Source organism: Rothia sp. HMSC065C03, assembly GCF_001837295.1.
GTDB lineage: Bacteria > Actinomycetota > Actinomycetes > Actinomycetales > Micrococcaceae > Rothia.
This window is the reverse complement of the sequence record NZ_KV832005.1, coordinates 115436-131456: the sequence shown is the minus strand read 5'-3', so window position 1 is coordinate 131456 and position 16021 is coordinate 115436. Positions and strand designations below refer to the sequence as shown.

At 60.8% G+C, this 16021-nt stretch carries 13 protein-coding genes; 9 read left to right on the top strand and 4 right to left on the bottom strand.

Going from position 1 to position 16021, the window contains the following annotated elements:
* Positions 1–105: 105 nt before the first annotated feature.
* The 4 genes from HMPREF2605_RS05165 to HMPREF2605_RS05150 all read right to left on the bottom strand — a co-directional run bounded on the left by HMPREF2605_RS05165 (position 106) and on the right by HMPREF2605_RS05150 (position 4163).
* Complete coding sequence (locus HMPREF2605_RS05165) at positions 106–1197, bottom strand: restriction endonuclease (RefSeq protein ID WP_246828169.1); 1092 nt, start codon at positions 1195–1197, stop codon at positions 106–108.
* Positions 1198–1495: 298 nt separating this feature from the next.
* Entirely contained in the window at positions 1496–1894 is a 399-nt protein-coding gene (locus tag HMPREF2605_RS05160) for an acyl-CoA carboxylase subunit epsilon (RefSeq protein ID WP_246828168.1), read from the bottom strand.
* Between the two features lie 67 nt (positions 1895–1961).
* Positions 1962–3563 carry an acyl-CoA carboxylase subunit beta gene (locus HMPREF2605_RS05155; RefSeq protein ID WP_049341639.1) on the bottom strand — a complete coding sequence of 534 codons (1602 nt, stop codon included), beginning with the start codon at positions 3561–3563 and terminating at the stop codon, positions 1962–1964.
* A gap of 318 nt (positions 3564–3881) precedes the next feature.
* Positions 3882–4163, bottom strand: a complete 282-nt coding sequence (locus HMPREF2605_RS05150) for a YciI family protein (protein WP_049341641.1) — start codon at positions 4161–4163, stop codon at positions 3882–3884.
* Between the two features lie 231 nt (positions 4164–4394).
* Here HMPREF2605_RS05150 and HMPREF2605_RS05145 point away from each other — a divergent pair, with 231 nt between their 5' ends.
* The 9 genes from HMPREF2605_RS05145 (at position 4395) to gatB (ending at position 15865) form a co-directional block, all read left to right on the top strand.
* Positions 4395–5336, top strand: a complete 942-nt coding sequence (locus tag HMPREF2605_RS05145; protein WP_070688309.1) for a biotin--[acetyl-CoA-carboxylase] ligase — start codon at positions 4395–4397, stop codon at positions 5334–5336.
* Between the two features lie 106 nt (positions 5337–5442).
* Positions 5443–5931 (top strand): glucose ABC transporter permease, encoded by a 489-nt coding sequence (locus tag HMPREF2605_RS05140; RefSeq protein ID WP_070688307.1) that lies wholly within the window; start codon positions 5443–5445, stop codon positions 5929–5931.
* Between the two features lie 324 nt (positions 5932–6255).
* The gene (locus HMPREF2605_RS05135; protein WP_070688305.1) at positions 6256–7407 is read left to right on the top strand and encodes an adenylate/guanylate cyclase domain-containing protein; all 1152 of its coding nucleotides are present in this window, start codon (positions 6256–6258) and stop codon (positions 7405–7407) included.
* Positions 7404–8297 (top strand): PP2C family protein-serine/threonine phosphatase, encoded by an 894-nt coding sequence (locus HMPREF2605_RS05130; RefSeq protein WP_070847236.1) that lies wholly within the window; start codon positions 7404–7406, stop codon positions 8295–8297. The genes HMPREF2605_RS05135 and HMPREF2605_RS05130 overlap by 4 nt, the downstream gene beginning before the upstream one ends.
* 211 nt (positions 8298–8508) lie before the next feature.
* Positions 8509–10764 (top strand): NAD-dependent DNA ligase LigA, encoded by a 2256-nt coding sequence (gene ligA, locus HMPREF2605_RS05125; protein WP_141762283.1) that lies wholly within the window; start codon positions 8509–8511, stop codon positions 10762–10764.
* 696 nt (positions 10765–11460) lie between these two features.
* Entirely contained in the window at positions 11461–12228 is a 768-nt protein-coding gene (locus HMPREF2605_RS05120; protein WP_049355064.1) for a transglycosylase family protein, read from the top strand.
* Between the two features lie 215 nt (positions 12229–12443).
* Positions 12444–12740: an Asp-tRNA(Asn)/Glu-tRNA(Gln) amidotransferase subunit GatC gene (gene gatC / locus HMPREF2605_RS05115; protein ID WP_049332870.1), complete on the top strand. Its 297-nt coding sequence runs from the start codon at positions 12444–12446 to the stop codon at positions 12738–12740.
* 15 nt (positions 12741–12755) lie between these two features.
* The gene (gene gatA / locus HMPREF2605_RS05110; RefSeq protein ID WP_070847234.1) at positions 12756–14360 is read left to right on the top strand and encodes an Asp-tRNA(Asn)/Glu-tRNA(Gln) amidotransferase subunit GatA; all 1605 of its coding nucleotides are present in this window, start codon (positions 12756–12758) and stop codon (positions 14358–14360) included.
* Positions 14360–15865 carry an Asp-tRNA(Asn)/Glu-tRNA(Gln) amidotransferase subunit GatB gene (gene gatB, locus HMPREF2605_RS05105; RefSeq protein WP_070847232.1) on the top strand — a complete coding sequence of 502 codons (1506 nt, stop codon included), beginning with the start codon at positions 14360–14362 and terminating at the stop codon, positions 15863–15865. The genes gatA and gatB overlap by 1 nt, the downstream gene beginning before the upstream one ends.
* The last annotated feature ends 156 nt before the right edge of the window (positions 15866–16021 follow it).

Genomic DNA, 16021 nt, shown 5'->3' with positions numbered 1-16021 from the left:
AATATCCTCAAGGAAAAGTGAAAATACATTAAGTGAAATGACGCGGGAAATGCGCGAAGATCAGAGATATTCGGAGAGAAATACTCGCCCCAGAAACACCCCCGGCTACTCCATGCCACGGGCAAAATACTCCTCGTCAATGCGGTAACCGCACTCGCCCTCACCATCAAGAACACCCACACGGTGACGAATCATCAGCTCCACCAGCTGGTGCCGATCAACCAGCGCAATATTGCGAGCGCCCGGCAAACCTTGCAAATACTCGGGAACCGGCTGCGCAAAAGCACCGCAGGTCACCAAAACACCCTGCAGGCCGCCGTGCAAAAGCACTGCACCGGCAAGCTTCTGAATCTCGTTCGGGGTGACCTTCATGGTTCCGCAATAATGCTTCACCTGAATATAAATCGGCGCAAAATCCAGACCGTCAGAATAGCGGGCAATAACATCCACGCCCTTATCGTCGGCGCCGCCGGTTACCTCGGTCGTAAAACCGAGAGTCGTAAAAATATCGGCAACAATCTGCTCAAAGTACTCCGGCGTCACCGCGTGAATATGTTGAATCAAATCCTGCGTAAAATGCTCCGCAAACTCAGCCTGAGCGTGAATGACCGGCGAATCGCTGGCGCGCAAAATAATATCCAGGGGAGACTGACCGGCGGGCCAGGACCCCGCAGCCTCCGCAGTGCCCGCAGAATTCAACGCGTTTACAAGGTGCTCTGCACCGGGTGCTTTATGGGCGGGGGCAGAATCCCCGGTATCGGGGAGGAACGGCTCCATACCGGTGACCGCATCACCATCGGAAGCACCAAAAATAAGGCGATGCTCCGCCTCCGCAGTCGCCAGGAGTGCGTTCGCCTGCTTCTTCAGCTTCTTCACGCTCTTCGCCGTCAAACTCTGAGTACACAGCGCCTGCACCTGCTTCACCACACGCGGCGGCACCGAACCGTGCAGGTGCGGGGTGCAGGTTAGCTCGGCACCCAGAGGAGTGAGCAGGTACTTCCTCTTCTCCCACGGGGTCAGGCGAGGCATCAACTGGGCATAACGAAGTGCCACCAAGATCTTCAAGGTGGTACGTACAGCCACCGCAAAATCGGTGGATTCAAGATCGGGTAGGTTCTTCTTCGACCCCAATGCCTTAGTCTGCTGCCGCAACTGCTCACTAACATAGGCGGCGGTGCGAGGTACAGTCTTCGACAAGCGCCGTAGCGTCGGCAACAGAAGCGCGATATAGACATCCGGTGGGGGCCTATGGTTTTTATTCAGCATCTTTGCCATGGTCCCTGCCAATTTATTAACACTAATGTGATGGTATATACATCGTAGCATCAGTACGTATCATCATGACTTTATCGTTTCTAATATGACAAAACCACAAGAATCGGCGCATTAGATGTTCAATAGCGCAATATCAATCTTGAATTTGAGGCAAAACAATATATTCCCGCCACACCAGCTGGCGTGACGGGAATATAAGAAGCAGAGTTATCAGCTCGCGTTACCTGGGGCGAGCGCGCCTCCACGAACCGGGACCGGGACGCAACGAAACACCCAGGCGCTGACCGCGGTTCAGGATGCGCGAAGCGGCACCCACCAGCAAGTTCTGCTCCTGCTGCGCGGCATTCGCCTGCATCATCGCCACCACAGCGGTTAGGGCGGCAATCTCCTCCGGGGTGGGGGAGCCCTTAACCACCTTCAGTAGAGGCTCCTGCTCAGCGTCAGCATCTACCGAAGGCTGAGCAGAATCCTTCGGCGGGGCGCTGGATGCGGTATCTGCGTGCGCAGAAGAATGTGCGGAGCTACGCTCAAGCTGCTCGGCGCTCTCAGCAGCCTCCGAACTATCCTTCTTTTTACCGAATGAGAAATAACTCAGCGGGTTGTAGCCGGCCAAAGGCACGCCTCCTTAGAAAACCTAAAATCCTGGGAATGCCCGCGCCACAAATGGTGCGGGCACAAGGGAAAGCCTACAGCGGGATGTTGCCGTGCTTCTTTGCCGGGGTAGACGCACGCTTATCGTGCAGGGCGCGCAGCGAAGAAATGATGCGCACGCGAGTCTCACTCGGGGCGATAACTTCGTCAATGTAACCCAGCTCAGCAGCCTGATACGGGTTCAGCAGCTCTTCCTCGTACTTGGCGATCAGCTCAGCGCGGCGAGCCTCAACATCGCCACCCTCAGCCGCCAGAGCAGCCAGCTCACGACGGTACAGAATATTCACCGCACCCTGAGCGCCCATCACACCAATCTGAGCGGTGGGCCACGCCAGGTTAATATCGGCACCCAGCTTCTTCGAGCCCATCACAATGTACGCGCCGCCGTACGCCTTACGGGTAATGACGGTAACCAGCGGAACGGTCGCCTCCGCGTAAGCGTAGAGCAGCTTAGCGCCGCGGCGAATAATGCCGTTGAACTCCTGATCGGTACCGGGCAGGAAGCCGGGAACGTCCACAAAAGTCAGAATCGGAATGTTGAACGCATCGCAATGACGCACGAAGCGGGCGGCCTTCTCGGAAGCCGAAATGTCCAGGCAGCCGGCGAACTGCATCGGCTGGTTCGCCACAATACCGACCGTGCGGCCCTCAACGCGGGCGTAACCAATCATCACGTTCGGGGCGTACAGCGCCTGCATCTCCAGGAAGTGGCCGTCATCGACCACGGACTCAATGACCGCGCGCATGTCATAAGGCTGGTTTGCCGAATCCGGGATCAGGGTGTCCAGGTCCAGATCGTCTACCGTCACCACGGGCTCCTGGTCGTGCTCCAGGGGCAGGGACTCTGCAAGGTTATTCGAGGGCAGGAACTCGAGGAGCTCACGCACAAAATCGAACGCGTCTTCTTCATCCTCAGCCAGGTAGGTGCTGGTACCGGTCACGGAGTTGTGCTGACGCGCACCGCCGAGGGTCTCCATGTCCACATCCTCGCCGGTCACGGTCTTAATGACGTCCGGGCCGGTAATGAACATGTGCGAAGTCTTATCCACCATGATGATGTAGTCAGTCAGCGCTGGGGAGTACGCGGCACCGCCAGCGCAGGGGCCCATAATGACAGAAATCTGCGGAACCACGCCGGACGCACGCACGTTCATACGGAAAATGTCGGCAAACATCGCCAGGGAAGCCACGCCCTCCTGAATGCGGGCGCCACCACCATCGTTAATGCCGATGACCGGGCAACCGTTCTTCAGAGCGAACTTCTGCACCTTCACAATCTTCTCGCCGTTCACCTGCGAGAGAGAACCACCGTAGACGGTGAAATCCTGCGAATACACGGCAACCAGGCGACCATCCACGGTGCCGTAACCGGAGACCAGGCCGTCACCCAGAGGCTTCTTCGCCTCCATGCCGAATGCGGTGGTGCGGTGGCGGGCGAGGGCATCAAACTCTACGAAAGAACCCTCGTCCAGAAGCATATCGATGCGCTCGCGGGCGGTGTGCTTGCCGCGTGCGTGCTGCTTCTCGATAGCTGCCTCACCGCTGGGCGCGAAGCTGCGCTCTCGACGTGCATAAAAATCAGCGAGCTTACCGGCGGTGGTGCTCAAATCAAATTCCTGCTGGAGGTTCTCGGACATTATTCCTCGTTCCTGCTCCACCCGATCGTCGGGAGCCAGTGGTTGCGGTGATAAGGTGCTCAGGTGCCCCGAAGAGCACTCTTGAACAATGTGCATATCTTTCAACTATAGTGCGAACTAGCCCACATATGCCAGGTGAGAAGCCAGAATATCAACACTAGATACACTTTTATGCACTCAGTACCCAAGAAGGTGCATATAGTAAACGAAAAGTGCGAAAGCGCGGCTCAAAAGAGCGCAGAAAACCCCCTTTTCGCTTCGGCAATCCTTGTCGACGGAAAGGGGGTTTGCGTTCAAACTTTCAGCGTGAAATGACGCTTAGATGGTGCCCAGGACCGGGTTCCACTCGGTGATGGTGTGAGACAGAACCGCGCCACCAATGTTCATGGGGTCGCCAGCAACCAGCTTCTCAGCTGCCTCAACGGAGTCAACCTTTGCAATCAGCAGAGCGCCAGCGGGGGTCTCGCCGTCCAGCAGAGGACCCGAAACGATCAGGTTGCCCGCCTCAATCTGCGAACCAAGGTACTCGCGGTGAGCCGGACGGTACTTCGCCTGCTCCTCGGGAGCTGCGTAAACGTAAGTAATTGCGTAATAAGCCATAGCGGTCTTCTTTCGAGCAGGGCGGAGGAACCTCCGCAGCCGGTCGGTGCTTGATGCACCCTCACTGTCTAATGTACCGTCTCGGGCGCCGGGTGGGCATCACCGGCGGCAAGAAATTGGTATGGTGAGAAACCAGTGCGACTCGGTAGAAGCTGGCAGGTTTCGACGGTGAGCTGAAAGAGGGTCGGCATACTGCAGAGTAGTTTCGGACAGAGTGGAAAGGCGCAAGCTATGGAGAAGAACATGCACATCGAGAGCGATTATTCGGTTTTGGATGTGCCACGCATCCGCACCATTGCAATGGAAACCGGGTACTCCAGCGTAAACCTCTACGATGAGGTCGACTCCACCACCACCCGCGCCCGCGAGCTACTTATGGACGGCACGGACCCCGAACGCGAACAGCTCGGTGAGCTCTCCGTCTACGCCAGCCTCTACCAAAGCGCCGGACGCGGCCGCCTCGCCCGAGCCTGGACCGCCCCTCCCGGAGCCTGCCTCGCCGCAAGTATCGTGGTGCGCCCGCACGCCTCCGCAGACCCGCTCGCCCGAGAACTCCCCGAAGGCAGCTACCACTGGATGACCCTCATCGCCGGGCTCAGCGTGGTCGATATTTGGCGCAGCTACGGCGTCGATGCTGCCCTCAAATGGCCCAATGACGTCATCGCGCAGGGTGCTAAGGGGTGCGGAATTCTCGCCCAGCTCGTTCCCGAAAGCGGCTCCACCGAGGGGCAACGCAGCATTATTGTGGGCATCGGACAGAACACGAACATGTCCGCCGAGCAGTTGCCCGTACCCACCGCCACGAGCCTGAGCCTGTGCACCGGTACTGTGATTGACTCCTCCGAGGTGCTCACCCGGCTGCTCAGCATCTTCGCCCGCCGCTACCGCGCCTTCGTGCGCGCCGGCGGCGACCCCGAACGCCCCGACCCGCTCACCCCTGATAGCCTCAGCCTGCTTGACCAGGCGCGCGCCGCCACCGCAACCCTCGGCGCCAGCGTGCGCATGAGTCTGCCCGACGGAAGCACCGTAGAAGGCACCGCCAAAGACCTCGACGCGCAGGGGCGCATCCTCATCCGCCGCGAGGACGGATCCCTAGAGCCCTACGCGGTGGGCGATATTGAGCACCTTCGCCCCGCCAACGGTAGCTACGGAGATTTTCAGCAGGCACACTAGAACCAACCCCTAAAATGTCAGCCCGGCACGTCAACTGCATTAACCCACACCACCTCAACCGGCGCCTCCAGCCGGAATATAACAACCAGCACAGCTAAGGAACACCATGCGCCTGCGCGGAAAACTCAACCCCGGTGAGCATGTCATCATCGCCACCCGACAGCACTACGGTGCCCTGCTGCCCGCGCTTGCCTACCTGCTGGTTGCTATCGCCGCGTCAACCTTCGCCTCCACGGCACGGTCCTCACCGATTCTGTGGACTCTTGGCATGATTTGCGCGGTAGGTGCCCTGCTCGGTGCTGTGCGCACCGCCTGGCGTTGGGCAACCACCTACTACCTGCTGACCACCCACCGGCTCGTGGTTCGCCGCGGCGTAATGACCCGAACCGGAGACGAATCCCTCTACCTGGATTCCATGGGGGAGCGTTGGGCAAAACAGCGCGGCCCGGGAGCCTGGCTAGGCTACGGTTCGGTGTACGTAGTCTGCCGCGGCGTGCATCACCGCCTGACCTACGTGCCCGACCCGAAGCGCTTTGAAAAAGAAATTAAAGCCGCCCGACGTGACTGCTACGCCCTGCGCTCTCGCTATATTTAGAGCTTCTTCGCCCCCGCCGCCGACTCGGGCGGGAGCTGTCGGGTTGGCTCAGAGCCTAAATCAGTCGCTAAATCTGCCGAAAAAATGCGGATTAGAGTATTCTTAAATGTGAATTACTCCACTAAACTATCCTAGGGTGCGGGCGCTTTTGTGACCCAAACACCACAGCGGAGGGGTATATTAACAAGGCGCTACACGGTGAGCATCATCGCAGTGACGCAATGCAAAACCCACAGAGTGTAACGAGGCACCTCGTAACCTCGTGCCACCACGGTGTAAACCAGACAGTATTGTCCGGCAGAGATGAAAGGAGCGGCAGCGGCAATGAGCACGGCAGACCACCATGAACCTGCGCACTCTCCGCAGGGCACCGGCGCCACCATGGGCCCCGAAACCCAAATGCTGAACCTCAAAATTCTGCAGAACCTCGCCCAGAACAATATCTACCGAGACGAGGAATCCAAGGCAGGAATCCGAGCCCTCGAAAAGTCGCTCCTGGGACAGGGCCGCCGCTACACCCCCCTAGAAGCCGCAGAATGCGCCGGACTTCCCTTCGAAACCGCCCAGCGCATCTGGCACAATATGGGCTTCCCGACGATTCCCAACCACTCGCCCTACTTCACTGAAACAGACGTGCAGATGCTCGCCGACCTACAGAAGTTGGACGCAGAAGGCGATATCCGCATGGAATATGTGGCATCCCTCGTGCGTGCCGAAGGCCAACTGACCGACCGCACCGTCGCCTGGCAGATTGAGGCGCTCGTGCACAACATCATGGTCACCGAAAACCTCAGCGATAATGATGCCCGCCGCAAGCTCCTCAAAGACTTCCCGCGCTACCTCGAGGTTCTCGAGCGTCTGGCGCTATACGCATACCGTCGCCAGATGTACGCCGGAATCCTGCGCCTGGGATTACGCGAAAACAACGTGACCACCTCCGGCCTCTCCCGCCTGCCCCTGGTACGCGGTGTAGGATTCGTGGATCTGGTCTCGTACACCTCTCTGGTACGTAACCTAGACGCGGCGGCTCTTTCTCAGCTCATCAACCACTTTGAGCAGAGTTGCCTGGACGTTATTGCGCCCCTGGGCGGTCGCATTATTAAGACTCTCGGTGACGAAGTTTTCTTCCTCACCGAAACCCCGGACGCTATCGCAGAGATTAGCCTGCAGCTCTCCGAAAAGATTGGTGCCGACCCGCAACTGCCGGATGCACGTGTCGCCTTCATCTGGGGTGAAGTTCTGGCTAACCGCGGCGACGTGTACGGCTCCAGCGTGAACCTGGCTGCGCGCCTGGTCTCCCTCGCTGAACCGGGTACCGTACTGACCGATAATGAGACAGCAAACACGCTCCGACAGGTGGGAAATCGCTATATTCTCACCTCTCAAGGGACGCGAAACGTTAGAAGCTTTGGTAACGTAGACCCCGTGGCGGTGACTCGTCGCGCGAACTACACAATGGAGATAGACCTCTCATGACTGAACTGAAACTACGTACCGGTGGTGCAACGCACCGCGGCGCACATCGAGAAAATAACGAAGATTCGATGGTCGTTGCCGGTTCCCTTTGCGTGGTCGCGGACGGCATGGGAGGCCACGAAGCCGGCGAAGTAGCATCGCGCCTGTGCGTGCGTCAGCTTGCCTACTCGCCTTTCTTCACCATGCCCGGTGGCCGTAGCGAAGAGGAGCAGCAGGCCTACGCTGAACGCCTCGCCGCCATTGACGACTCCGACCCCGCCAAGCGTCGTCGCCGCGCCAACACCGTCCTCAACAACGAAATCGTGGGCACCCTGAACCGCCTGCACGATATTCTCGGCGAAACCAACGAAGAAATTAAGCAGGCACTCTCCCGCGCTGGCGGTACGACTGTGACGGGTGCATGGCTGACCCGCATTGGCGACCGCAACCTGTGGGTTATCTTCAACGTGGGTGACTCCCGCACCTACCGTCTGCTACGTGAAGACGAGGGTATTCACCACTCCGCGATGGAGAAGCTGCCCGGCTCTGAGGGTTCCGCTTCGCTGGAGCAGGTCACGAGCGACCACTCCGAGGTGCAGTACCTGGTTGACGAGGGTCAGATTACCGCCCTGGAGGCGCTGACCCACCCGCGCCGCAACGTGATTACCCGCGCGCTGGGTACCGGCAACTACTGGGAACCGGACTTCTGGGTTCTGCCCGCCCGCCCCGGTGACCGCCTGATGCTCTGCTCCGACGGCCTTTCCGGTGAGCTTTCGCACGAGTACATGGCGCGTGTGCTCACTTCGATTCGCCACCCGCAGGACGCCGCTGACGTGCTCCAGCACGAGGCGCTGCGATCGGGCGGCCGCGACAACATTACCGTGATTGTTGCCGACGCTGTCGAAGCCTAAACTTCATACCTTATGATTCACCCCCGCTCTCTTCGGGTACTCGTGCGAGTGTCTGCAGAAGGCGGGGGTGAACTGTATTCGCGCACAGAAACTAAGGAAGCGCGATCCAGGAAGTGGCTACGGTGCTCTTGCGTCAGCGTTCGTGCTTGCGGAACCCGGCAATATGACGAGCGATAGGGGAGAGGCGTAGCAAAAACGCTAGACTGGACGGGTGACTGAGAACAACACCGCCCAGCAGACTGCCCCCGCCGAGACTCGAGCAGAGAGCCCCGCAGAAAACTCCGTGGAAAACACCGCAGAAAACACCGTGGAGATTACCGAGGCCCTGCGTGCTGAGTACACGGAACTGACCGATAAGATTCGTGCCGCCCGCCGCGCCTACTACAACGAGGACGCACCCTTCCTCTCTGACGCCGAGTACGATAAGCTCTACCGCCGCCTCGAAATCATTGAGGCGGAGCACCCGCACCTGATCGCGAACGACTCTCCCACTCAGGAAGTTGGCGGTGAAGCCATCGAGGCTTTCGCACCCGTCACCCACCTGCAGCGCATGTACTCCCTCGAGGATGTTTTCTCCTTCGAAGAGCTCCGCACCTGGCTGACCAAGACCGAAGAGAGCGTCCGAACCCTCACCGGCGCCGCACCGCAGTGGCTGACCGAGCTGAAGATTGACGGCCTCGCCGTGAACCTGCTCTACCGCAACGGCACCCTCGTGCGCGCGGCAACCCGCGGCGACGGCACCACCGGCGAAGACGTCACCCACAATGTGCGCACCATCGCGAGCATCCCGCAGCAGCTGACCGGTGAGAACCACCCCGAAGAAATCGAGATTCGCGGCGAGGTGTTCATCTCCTCCGCCGACTTCGAGAAGCTCAACGAGTCCATGATTGCCGCCGGCAAGAACCCCTTCGCGAACCCGCGTAACGCCGCGGCAGGCTCCCTGCGCCAGAAGGACGCGGCGATTACCGCCTCGCGCCCGCTGAGCATGTACGTGCACGGCATCGGCTCGCGCACCGGCCTGGACGTTGCCACCCAGTACGAGACCTACGATCTGCTCGCCTCCTGGGGTCTGCCCGTGAGCCCCTACAGCGAAATTGCCGCAAACACCGAGGCGGTCTTCGACTTCATTAACAAGTACGGCGAGCAGCGCCACTCCCTGGTGCACGAGATCGACGGCATCGTTATTAAGGTCAACGACTTCGCGACCCAGGCTCAGTTGGGCTACACCTCCCGCGTGCCGCGCTGGGCTGTGGCATACAAGTACCCGCCCGAAGAGGTGCACACCAAGCTGCTAGACATTCGCGTGGATGTGGGACGTACCGGCCGCGTGACCCCCTACGGTGTTATGGAGCCCGTGTTCGTCTCCGGTTCGACCGTGGAACGCGCCACCCTGCACAACCAGGACGTGGTCAAGGCTAAGGGTGTGCTCATCGGTGACACCGTGGTGCTGCGCAAGGCAGGTGACGTGATCCCCGAGATCGTCGCCCCCGTGGTTGCCCTACGTGACGGCACCGAACGTGAGTTCGTCATGCCTAGCGAATGCCCCTCCTGCGGCTCGCCCCTTGCCCCCGGCAAGGAAGGCGACGTGGATCTGCGCTGCACGAACCCGCGCTCCTGCCCGGCGCAGCTGACCGAGCGTGTGTACTATGCGGCAAGCCGCGGCGCCTTCGACATTGAGGCGCTCGGCTTCGAAGCAGCAAAGGCACTCACCAGCCCCGCAACCCCGCACACCCCTCCGCTAACGACCGAGGCGCACCTGTTCAGCCTCAACATTGAGGACCTGCGCGAGGTCACCATCGAACGTGAGAAGAAGGTCAAGGGTGTGGGCACTGGAAAGATGGAGCGCGTGCCCTACTTCTACACCAAGCCGACCAAGGCACGCCCCGAGCCGAAGCCCACGAAGAATACGCTGAACCTCTTCGCCGAGCTGGAGAAAGCAAAGCAACAGCCGCTGTGGCGTGTGCTGGTTGCCCTCTCGATTCGCCACGTGGGCCCGACCGCTGCCCGCGCGCTCGCCGCGGAGTTCGGTTCGATGCAGGCGATCCGCGAGGCTGACCGTGAACGCCTTGCCGCTGTGGATGGTGTGGGCACCACGATTGCCGATTCGATTATTGAGTGGTTCGCCGAGGACTGGCACGCCGAGGTGGTGGACTCATGGGCTGCCGCCGGTGTGCGCATGGAAGATTTTCGCGACGAGTCTGTGGAACGCACCCTGGAGGGTCTGACCGTGGTCGTGACCGGCACGCTGAACGGTTACACCCGTGATGGCGCGAAGGAAGCCATTATTGCTCGCGGCGGTAAGGCATCCGGTTCGGTCTCGAAGAAGACCCACTTTGTGGTTGCCGGTGCGAACGCTGGCTCGAAGCTGGATAAGGCTCAGCAGCTGGGTCTGAAGGTCCTGGATGAGGAAGGTTTCACCGCCCTGCTTGAGGGCGGTCCGGAAGCGGTCGAGAGCGCCGCGGAGTAGACCCGGTAGCGGGGTCATCTGAATCTGACCCCTGCAATATATAGAGCATTCAGGCTCTGAGGCGCGTGCTTCAGAGCCTGAATGCCAATTTTTGGCATTTATAATTACCACAGCTTTTAAGGCGAAGGCGCCTTAAAACACTCCCAAAGCAAAGAAATATTTAAAAAATATTTACACGCTGTTCAAAACCCTTAAAGGGGGCGCGCGCCAACCCCGAATCAGAAAGCTCGGCGGGGGAGTGCCTCCGGATTAAAACCCTAGAAAACCCCGAAATTCCGGGGGAAAACCCTTAATATGCGCGGGGTTCAAGGTCCCCATTAATGTTTCCTGCACTTTTAACCTGGAAGAACCCTGGGAGAACCCGGGACGTTCGCTGTGAACTTGAAGTCGGGTTGGAATCATAAAAAACCTCGGCTATCTTTGAGACCAGATGGATTCTCGCAAGAGAATCACCTGTGTGGTTTCAAGCTTGGAATGCTTGAAACGATGCCCGGTTCTACCGCACGTCCCCATCGAGGAAGTGCCACCCGGATTCCGCACACAAGTGCAGAATCGCTCACGGTGACATGAAATCGGTGGAGAGCCGCTCACATGGTAGAGCCAGAACATGAGTAACCTACTTCGTTATCAAAGGGTGAGCGGCGGCGCGCTAGAGTTCCGGGGACGGAACGAGCGGGGACGGCCCCAAGGAGCATTATGAAGAACACTTCCATTCGTCGTACCGCAGCAGCTCTCGCCATCGGTGGCGCTGTAGCAGCTACCATGTCGATGCCCGCTGCAAACGCAGTAGACGGTGCTACCTGGGACGCACTGGCACAGTGCGAGTCCGGTGGCAACTGGTCCATCAACACCGGTAACGGCTTCTACGGCGGTCTGCAGTTCACCCAGCAGTCCTGGAACGGCGTCGGCATGTCCGGCTCCCCCGCGACCGCTACCCGTGCACAGCAGATCGAGGCTGGCGAGCGTCTGCTCGCTATCCAGGGCTGGGGCGCATGGCCCGCATGCTCCGCTAAGCTTGGCCTCTACGGCAAGACCGGCGCAGCTCCCACCTACACCGAGCCCACCACCACCGTGGCTGCACAGTCGCAGACCCAGCAGACCTACACCGCTCCCGCGGCACAGGTTGCACCCGCAGCTCCTGCAGCTCAGGCTGCACCCGTAGCAGTTGAGGCTCCCGCAGCAGCACCCGCTGCACCGGCAGCTCAGGCAGCTCCCGTAGCAGTTGAGGCTCCCGCAGCAGCACCCGCTGCACCGGCAGTTGAGGCTCCCGTAGCAGCAGCTCCCGTTGCAGCTCCCAAGGCTGCAGCAGGCACCTACACCGTGGTTCCCGGTGACTCCCTCTCGCTGATCGCTGCAAAGCTCGGCGTTGCAGGCGGCTACCAGGCAATCGCAGCTGCGAACACCGACATCATCTACAACGTTGACCTGATCTTCCCCGGCCAGGTTCTGACCATCCCCGCCTAAGGATTAACCCTCAAGCGTAACGTGGACACGTTGTAGCCCAACGCCCCGCACCTCACACGAGGAGCGGGGCGTTGAGCATTTAACCCGAAAACAGGGGAGGATAACACCGCCTGACCACGCAAACCAGCAGGTAAACCCTCCAACCCCCAATGAGACGGAAAACGCAACCTCCACTACACTAGAGAAGAGACAAGAAAACAAACTACGGGAGAACCATGTCTGCCATCACCTTTGAACAGGTAAAGCACCTGGCATCGCTGGCACTCATTGAGATGACCGATGAAGAACTCACCGCGATGGCGTCTGAACTCGACATCATCGTCGCATCCGTTGAGACCATGTCGCAGAAAGCAACTGCCGACATCCCCGCGACCAGCCACCCGATCCCCCTCGAGAACGTCTTCCGCGAAGACGTACCCGTCCCGACCCTCACCCAGGAAGAGGCGCTCTCCGGCGCCCCCGACGCACAGGACGGCAAGTTCCGCGTGCCGGCAATCCTCGACGAAGACTAAGAGGAGACACACCAAGTGAACGAACTGATTCAGCTCACCGCCGCCGAAGCCGCCGCCAAGCTGGCCGCCGGCGAGATTACCTCCGTCGAACTCACCCAGGCGCACCTGGACCGTATCGCCGCCACCGATGGCGCACCCCTGAGCGATAACCGCGCAGACGGCAAGAGCGGCCTCAACGCCTTCCTGCACGTCAACGCCGAAGAAGCACTCGCCACCGCGGCAGCAGTGGATGCAGACCGCGCAGCGGGCAAGGAACTGCCCCCGCTGGCCGGCGTGCCCATCGCCGTTAAGGACCTCATCGTCACCAAGGGCCAGCCCACCACCGCAGCATCCCGCATGCTCGAAGGCTGGATGAGCCCCTACGACGGCACCGTCACCCGCAAGGTCCGCGAAGCACGCATGCCCATCCTCGGCAAGACCAACCTCGACGAATTCGCAATGGGCTCCTCCAATGAGCACTCCGCATTCGGCGTAGTCCGCAACCCCTGGGCGCTCGACCGCGCACCCGGCGGCTCCGGCGGCGGCTCCGCAGCAGCCGTCACCGCCTTCCAGGCACCCCTGGCACTCGGCACCGACACCGGCGGCTCCATCCGCCAGCCCGCAGCACTGACCGGTAGCGTCGGCGTCAAGCCCACCTACGGCTCCGTCTCCCGCTACGGCGTCATCGCCATGGCATCCTCCCTCGACCAGGTAGGCCCCGTCGCCCGCACCGTCCTGGACACCGCACTGCTCCACGAAGCAATCGCAGGCCACGACCCGCTCGACGCAACCTCCCTGCCCGATGAGCCCGGCAACTTCGTTGAAGAAGCCAAGGCAGGCGCAGAAGCCGCACGCAAGGGCGACCTGTCCGGCCTGCGCGTCGGCGTCATCAAGGAACTCGGTGGCGGCGACGGCGAAGGCTTCGAACCCGGTGTGCTCGCACGCTTCCGCGAATCCGTTGAAGAGCTGCGTGCCGCAGGTGCAGAGATCATCGAGGTCTCCCTGCCCTCCGTCACCGAAGCTATCAGCGCCTACTACATGATCATGTCCTCTGAGGTGTCCTCCAACCTGGCACGCTACGACGGCGTCCGCTACGGCCTGCGCGTCGTACCCGAAGACGGCCCCGTCACCATCGAACGCGTCATGTCCGCAACCCGCTCCGCAGGTTTCGGCCACGAGGTCAAGCGCCGCATCATCCTCGGCACCTACGCACTGTCCGCAGGTAACTTCGACGCCTACTACGGCGCCGCACTGCGCGTACGCACCCTCATCCAGCGCGACTACGCAGCAGCATTCGAAAAGTGCGACGTGCTCATCTCCCCGACCGCGCCCTCCACCGCGTTCAAGCTCGGCGAGAAGACCGAAGGCGACCCCATGGCAATGTACCTGGGCGACGTCGCAACCGTGCCCGTCAACCTGGCAGGCGTCCCGGCGCTCTCCCTGCCCGGCGGCCTCTCCGAAGAGAACAACCTGCCCGTCGGCATCCAGTTCACCGCACCCGCACGCGAAGATGCACGCCTCTACCGCGTCGGCGCAGCACTGGAAGAACTGCTGACCGCAAAATGGGGCGCACCGCTCTACAAGAGCCTGCCCGACACTGAAACTCTGATCCGCGACTTTGACTTTGGGGGAACCAAGTAATGAGTGAAGAAGTCCTCAGCTTCGAAGAAGCCATCGAAAAGTACGACCCGGTCCTCGGCTTCGAGGTGCACGTCGAACTCAACACCAAGACCAAGATGTTCGACTCCGCACCCAACGAGTTCGGCGATACGCCCAACACCAACGTCACCCCCGTATCGCTCGGCCTGCCCGGCGCGTTGCCCATGGTGAACAAGACCGCTGTTGAGTCCGCCATCAAGCTCGGCCTGGCACTGGGCTGCGACATCGCAGACAAGTCCTACTTCGCCCGCAAGAACTACTTCTACCCGGACTCCCCGAAGAACTTCCAGACCTCCCAGGCTGGCGGTCCCATCGCGGAAAACGGCTCCCTGGACGTTGAGCTCGAAGACGGCACCATCTTCACCGTCGAAATTGAGCGCGCCCACATGGAAGAAGACGCAGGCAAGCTCACCCACGTTGGTGGCGCAGACGGCCGAATCCAGGGTGCAACCTCCTCCCTGGTCGACTACAACCGCGCAGGCGTGCCCCTGATCGAGATCGTCACCCGACCCATCGTCGGTGCCGGCGAACGCGCACCCGAACTGGCACGCGCCTACGTTGCCGCAATCCGCGACATCGTACGCTCCCTCGGCATCTCCGACGCCCGCATGGAACGCGGTAACGTCCGATGCGACGCCAACGTCTCCCTCATGCCCAAGGGCGCAGAGAAGTTCGGCACCCGCTCCGAAACCAAGAACGTGAACTCCCTCCGTTCCGTTGAGCGCGCCGTCCGCTACGAGATTCGCCGCCACGCAGCGATCCTCGAACGCGGCGAAAAGGTCACCCAGGAGACCCGCCACTGGCACGAAGACACCCGCGAAACCTCCTCGGGCCGCCCCAAGTCCGACGCTGACGACTACCGTTACTTCCCCGAACCGGACCTGGTACCGGTCGTCACCAACAGCGATTGGATTGAGCGTCTGCGCGCCGAACTGCCCGAACCCCCGGCAGAGCGCCGCCGCCGCCTCAAGGGCGAGTGGGGCTACTCTGACGAAGAGTTCCGCGACGTAGTCAACGCTGGCGCACTCGACGTTATCGAAGAGACTGTCGCCGCAGGCGCAACCGCAGCAGCAGCCCGCAAGTGGTGGATGGGCGAAATCGCCCGCCGCGCAAAGCAGGCTGAAGTTGAGCTCACCGCCCTCGGCGTGGAGCCCGCAACCGTGGTCGCCCTCGAAGCGCTCATCTCCGAAGGCAAGATCAACGACAAGATCGCCCGTCAGGTGCTCGAGTTCGTCCTCGCAGGTGAAGGCACCCCCGCCGAAATCGTTGAGGCGCGCGGCCTCGCCGTGGTCTCCGACGACGGTGCGCTCACCGCAGCTGTTCAGGAAGCCCTGGCAGCAATGCCCGATGTTGCCGACAAGATCCGTGCCGGTAAGGTTCAGGCTGCTGGCGCTATCGTCGGTCAGGTCATGAAGGCTACCCGCGGTCAGGCTGATGCCGCCCGTGTGCGTGAGCTGATTCTGGCTGAGTGCGGCGTGGAAGGCTAAGCTTTTCCGCTGACCCGGCTCTAACGAAAGAGGCGCTGTCTCCCGAGGTGGGAGGCGGCGCCTCTTTCGTGCTTTACCCCATTCCAGGTTCTGCGCGGGATGCACGGTTCCGCTTAGATTCCGCACGGAAAGGCGGTTATCGTCCTCGTTCCTACA

Bases quoted from the DNA above. Each gene is read 5' to 3' on its own strand.
- HMPREF2605_RS05155 (WP_049341639.1), bottom strand. From the start codon at position 3,563: ATGTCCGAGAACCTCCAGCAGGAATTTGATTTGAGCACCACCGCCGGT.
- HMPREF2605_RS05150 (WP_049341641.1), bottom strand. From the start codon at position 4,163: ATGGCTTATTACGCAATTACTTACGTTTACGCAGCTCCCGAGGAGCAG.
- HMPREF2605_RS05145 (WP_070688309.1), top strand. From the start codon at position 4,395: ATGGAGAAGAACATGCACATCGAGAGCGATTATTCGGTTTTGGATGTG.
- HMPREF2605_RS05140 (WP_070688307.1), top strand. From the start codon at position 5,443: ATGCGCCTGCGCGGAAAACTCAACCCCGGTGAGCATGTCATCATCGCC.
- HMPREF2605_RS05135 (WP_070688305.1), top strand. From the start codon at position 6,256: ATGAGCACGGCAGACCACCATGAACCTGCGCACTCTCCGCAGGGCACC.
- HMPREF2605_RS05130 (WP_070847236.1), top strand. From the start codon at position 7,404: ATGACTGAACTGAAACTACGTACCGGTGGTGCAACGCACCGCGGCGCA.
- HMPREF2605_RS05120 (WP_049355064.1), top strand. From the start codon at position 11,461: ATGAAGAACACTTCCATTCGTCGTACCGCAGCAGCTCTCGCCATCGGT.
- gatC (WP_049332870.1), top strand. From the start codon at position 12,444: ATGTCTGCCATCACCTTTGAACAGGTAAAGCACCTGGCATCGCTGGCA.
- gatB (WP_070847232.1), top strand. From the start codon at position 14,360: ATGAGTGAAGAAGTCCTCAGCTTCGAAGAAGCCATCGAAAAGTACGAC.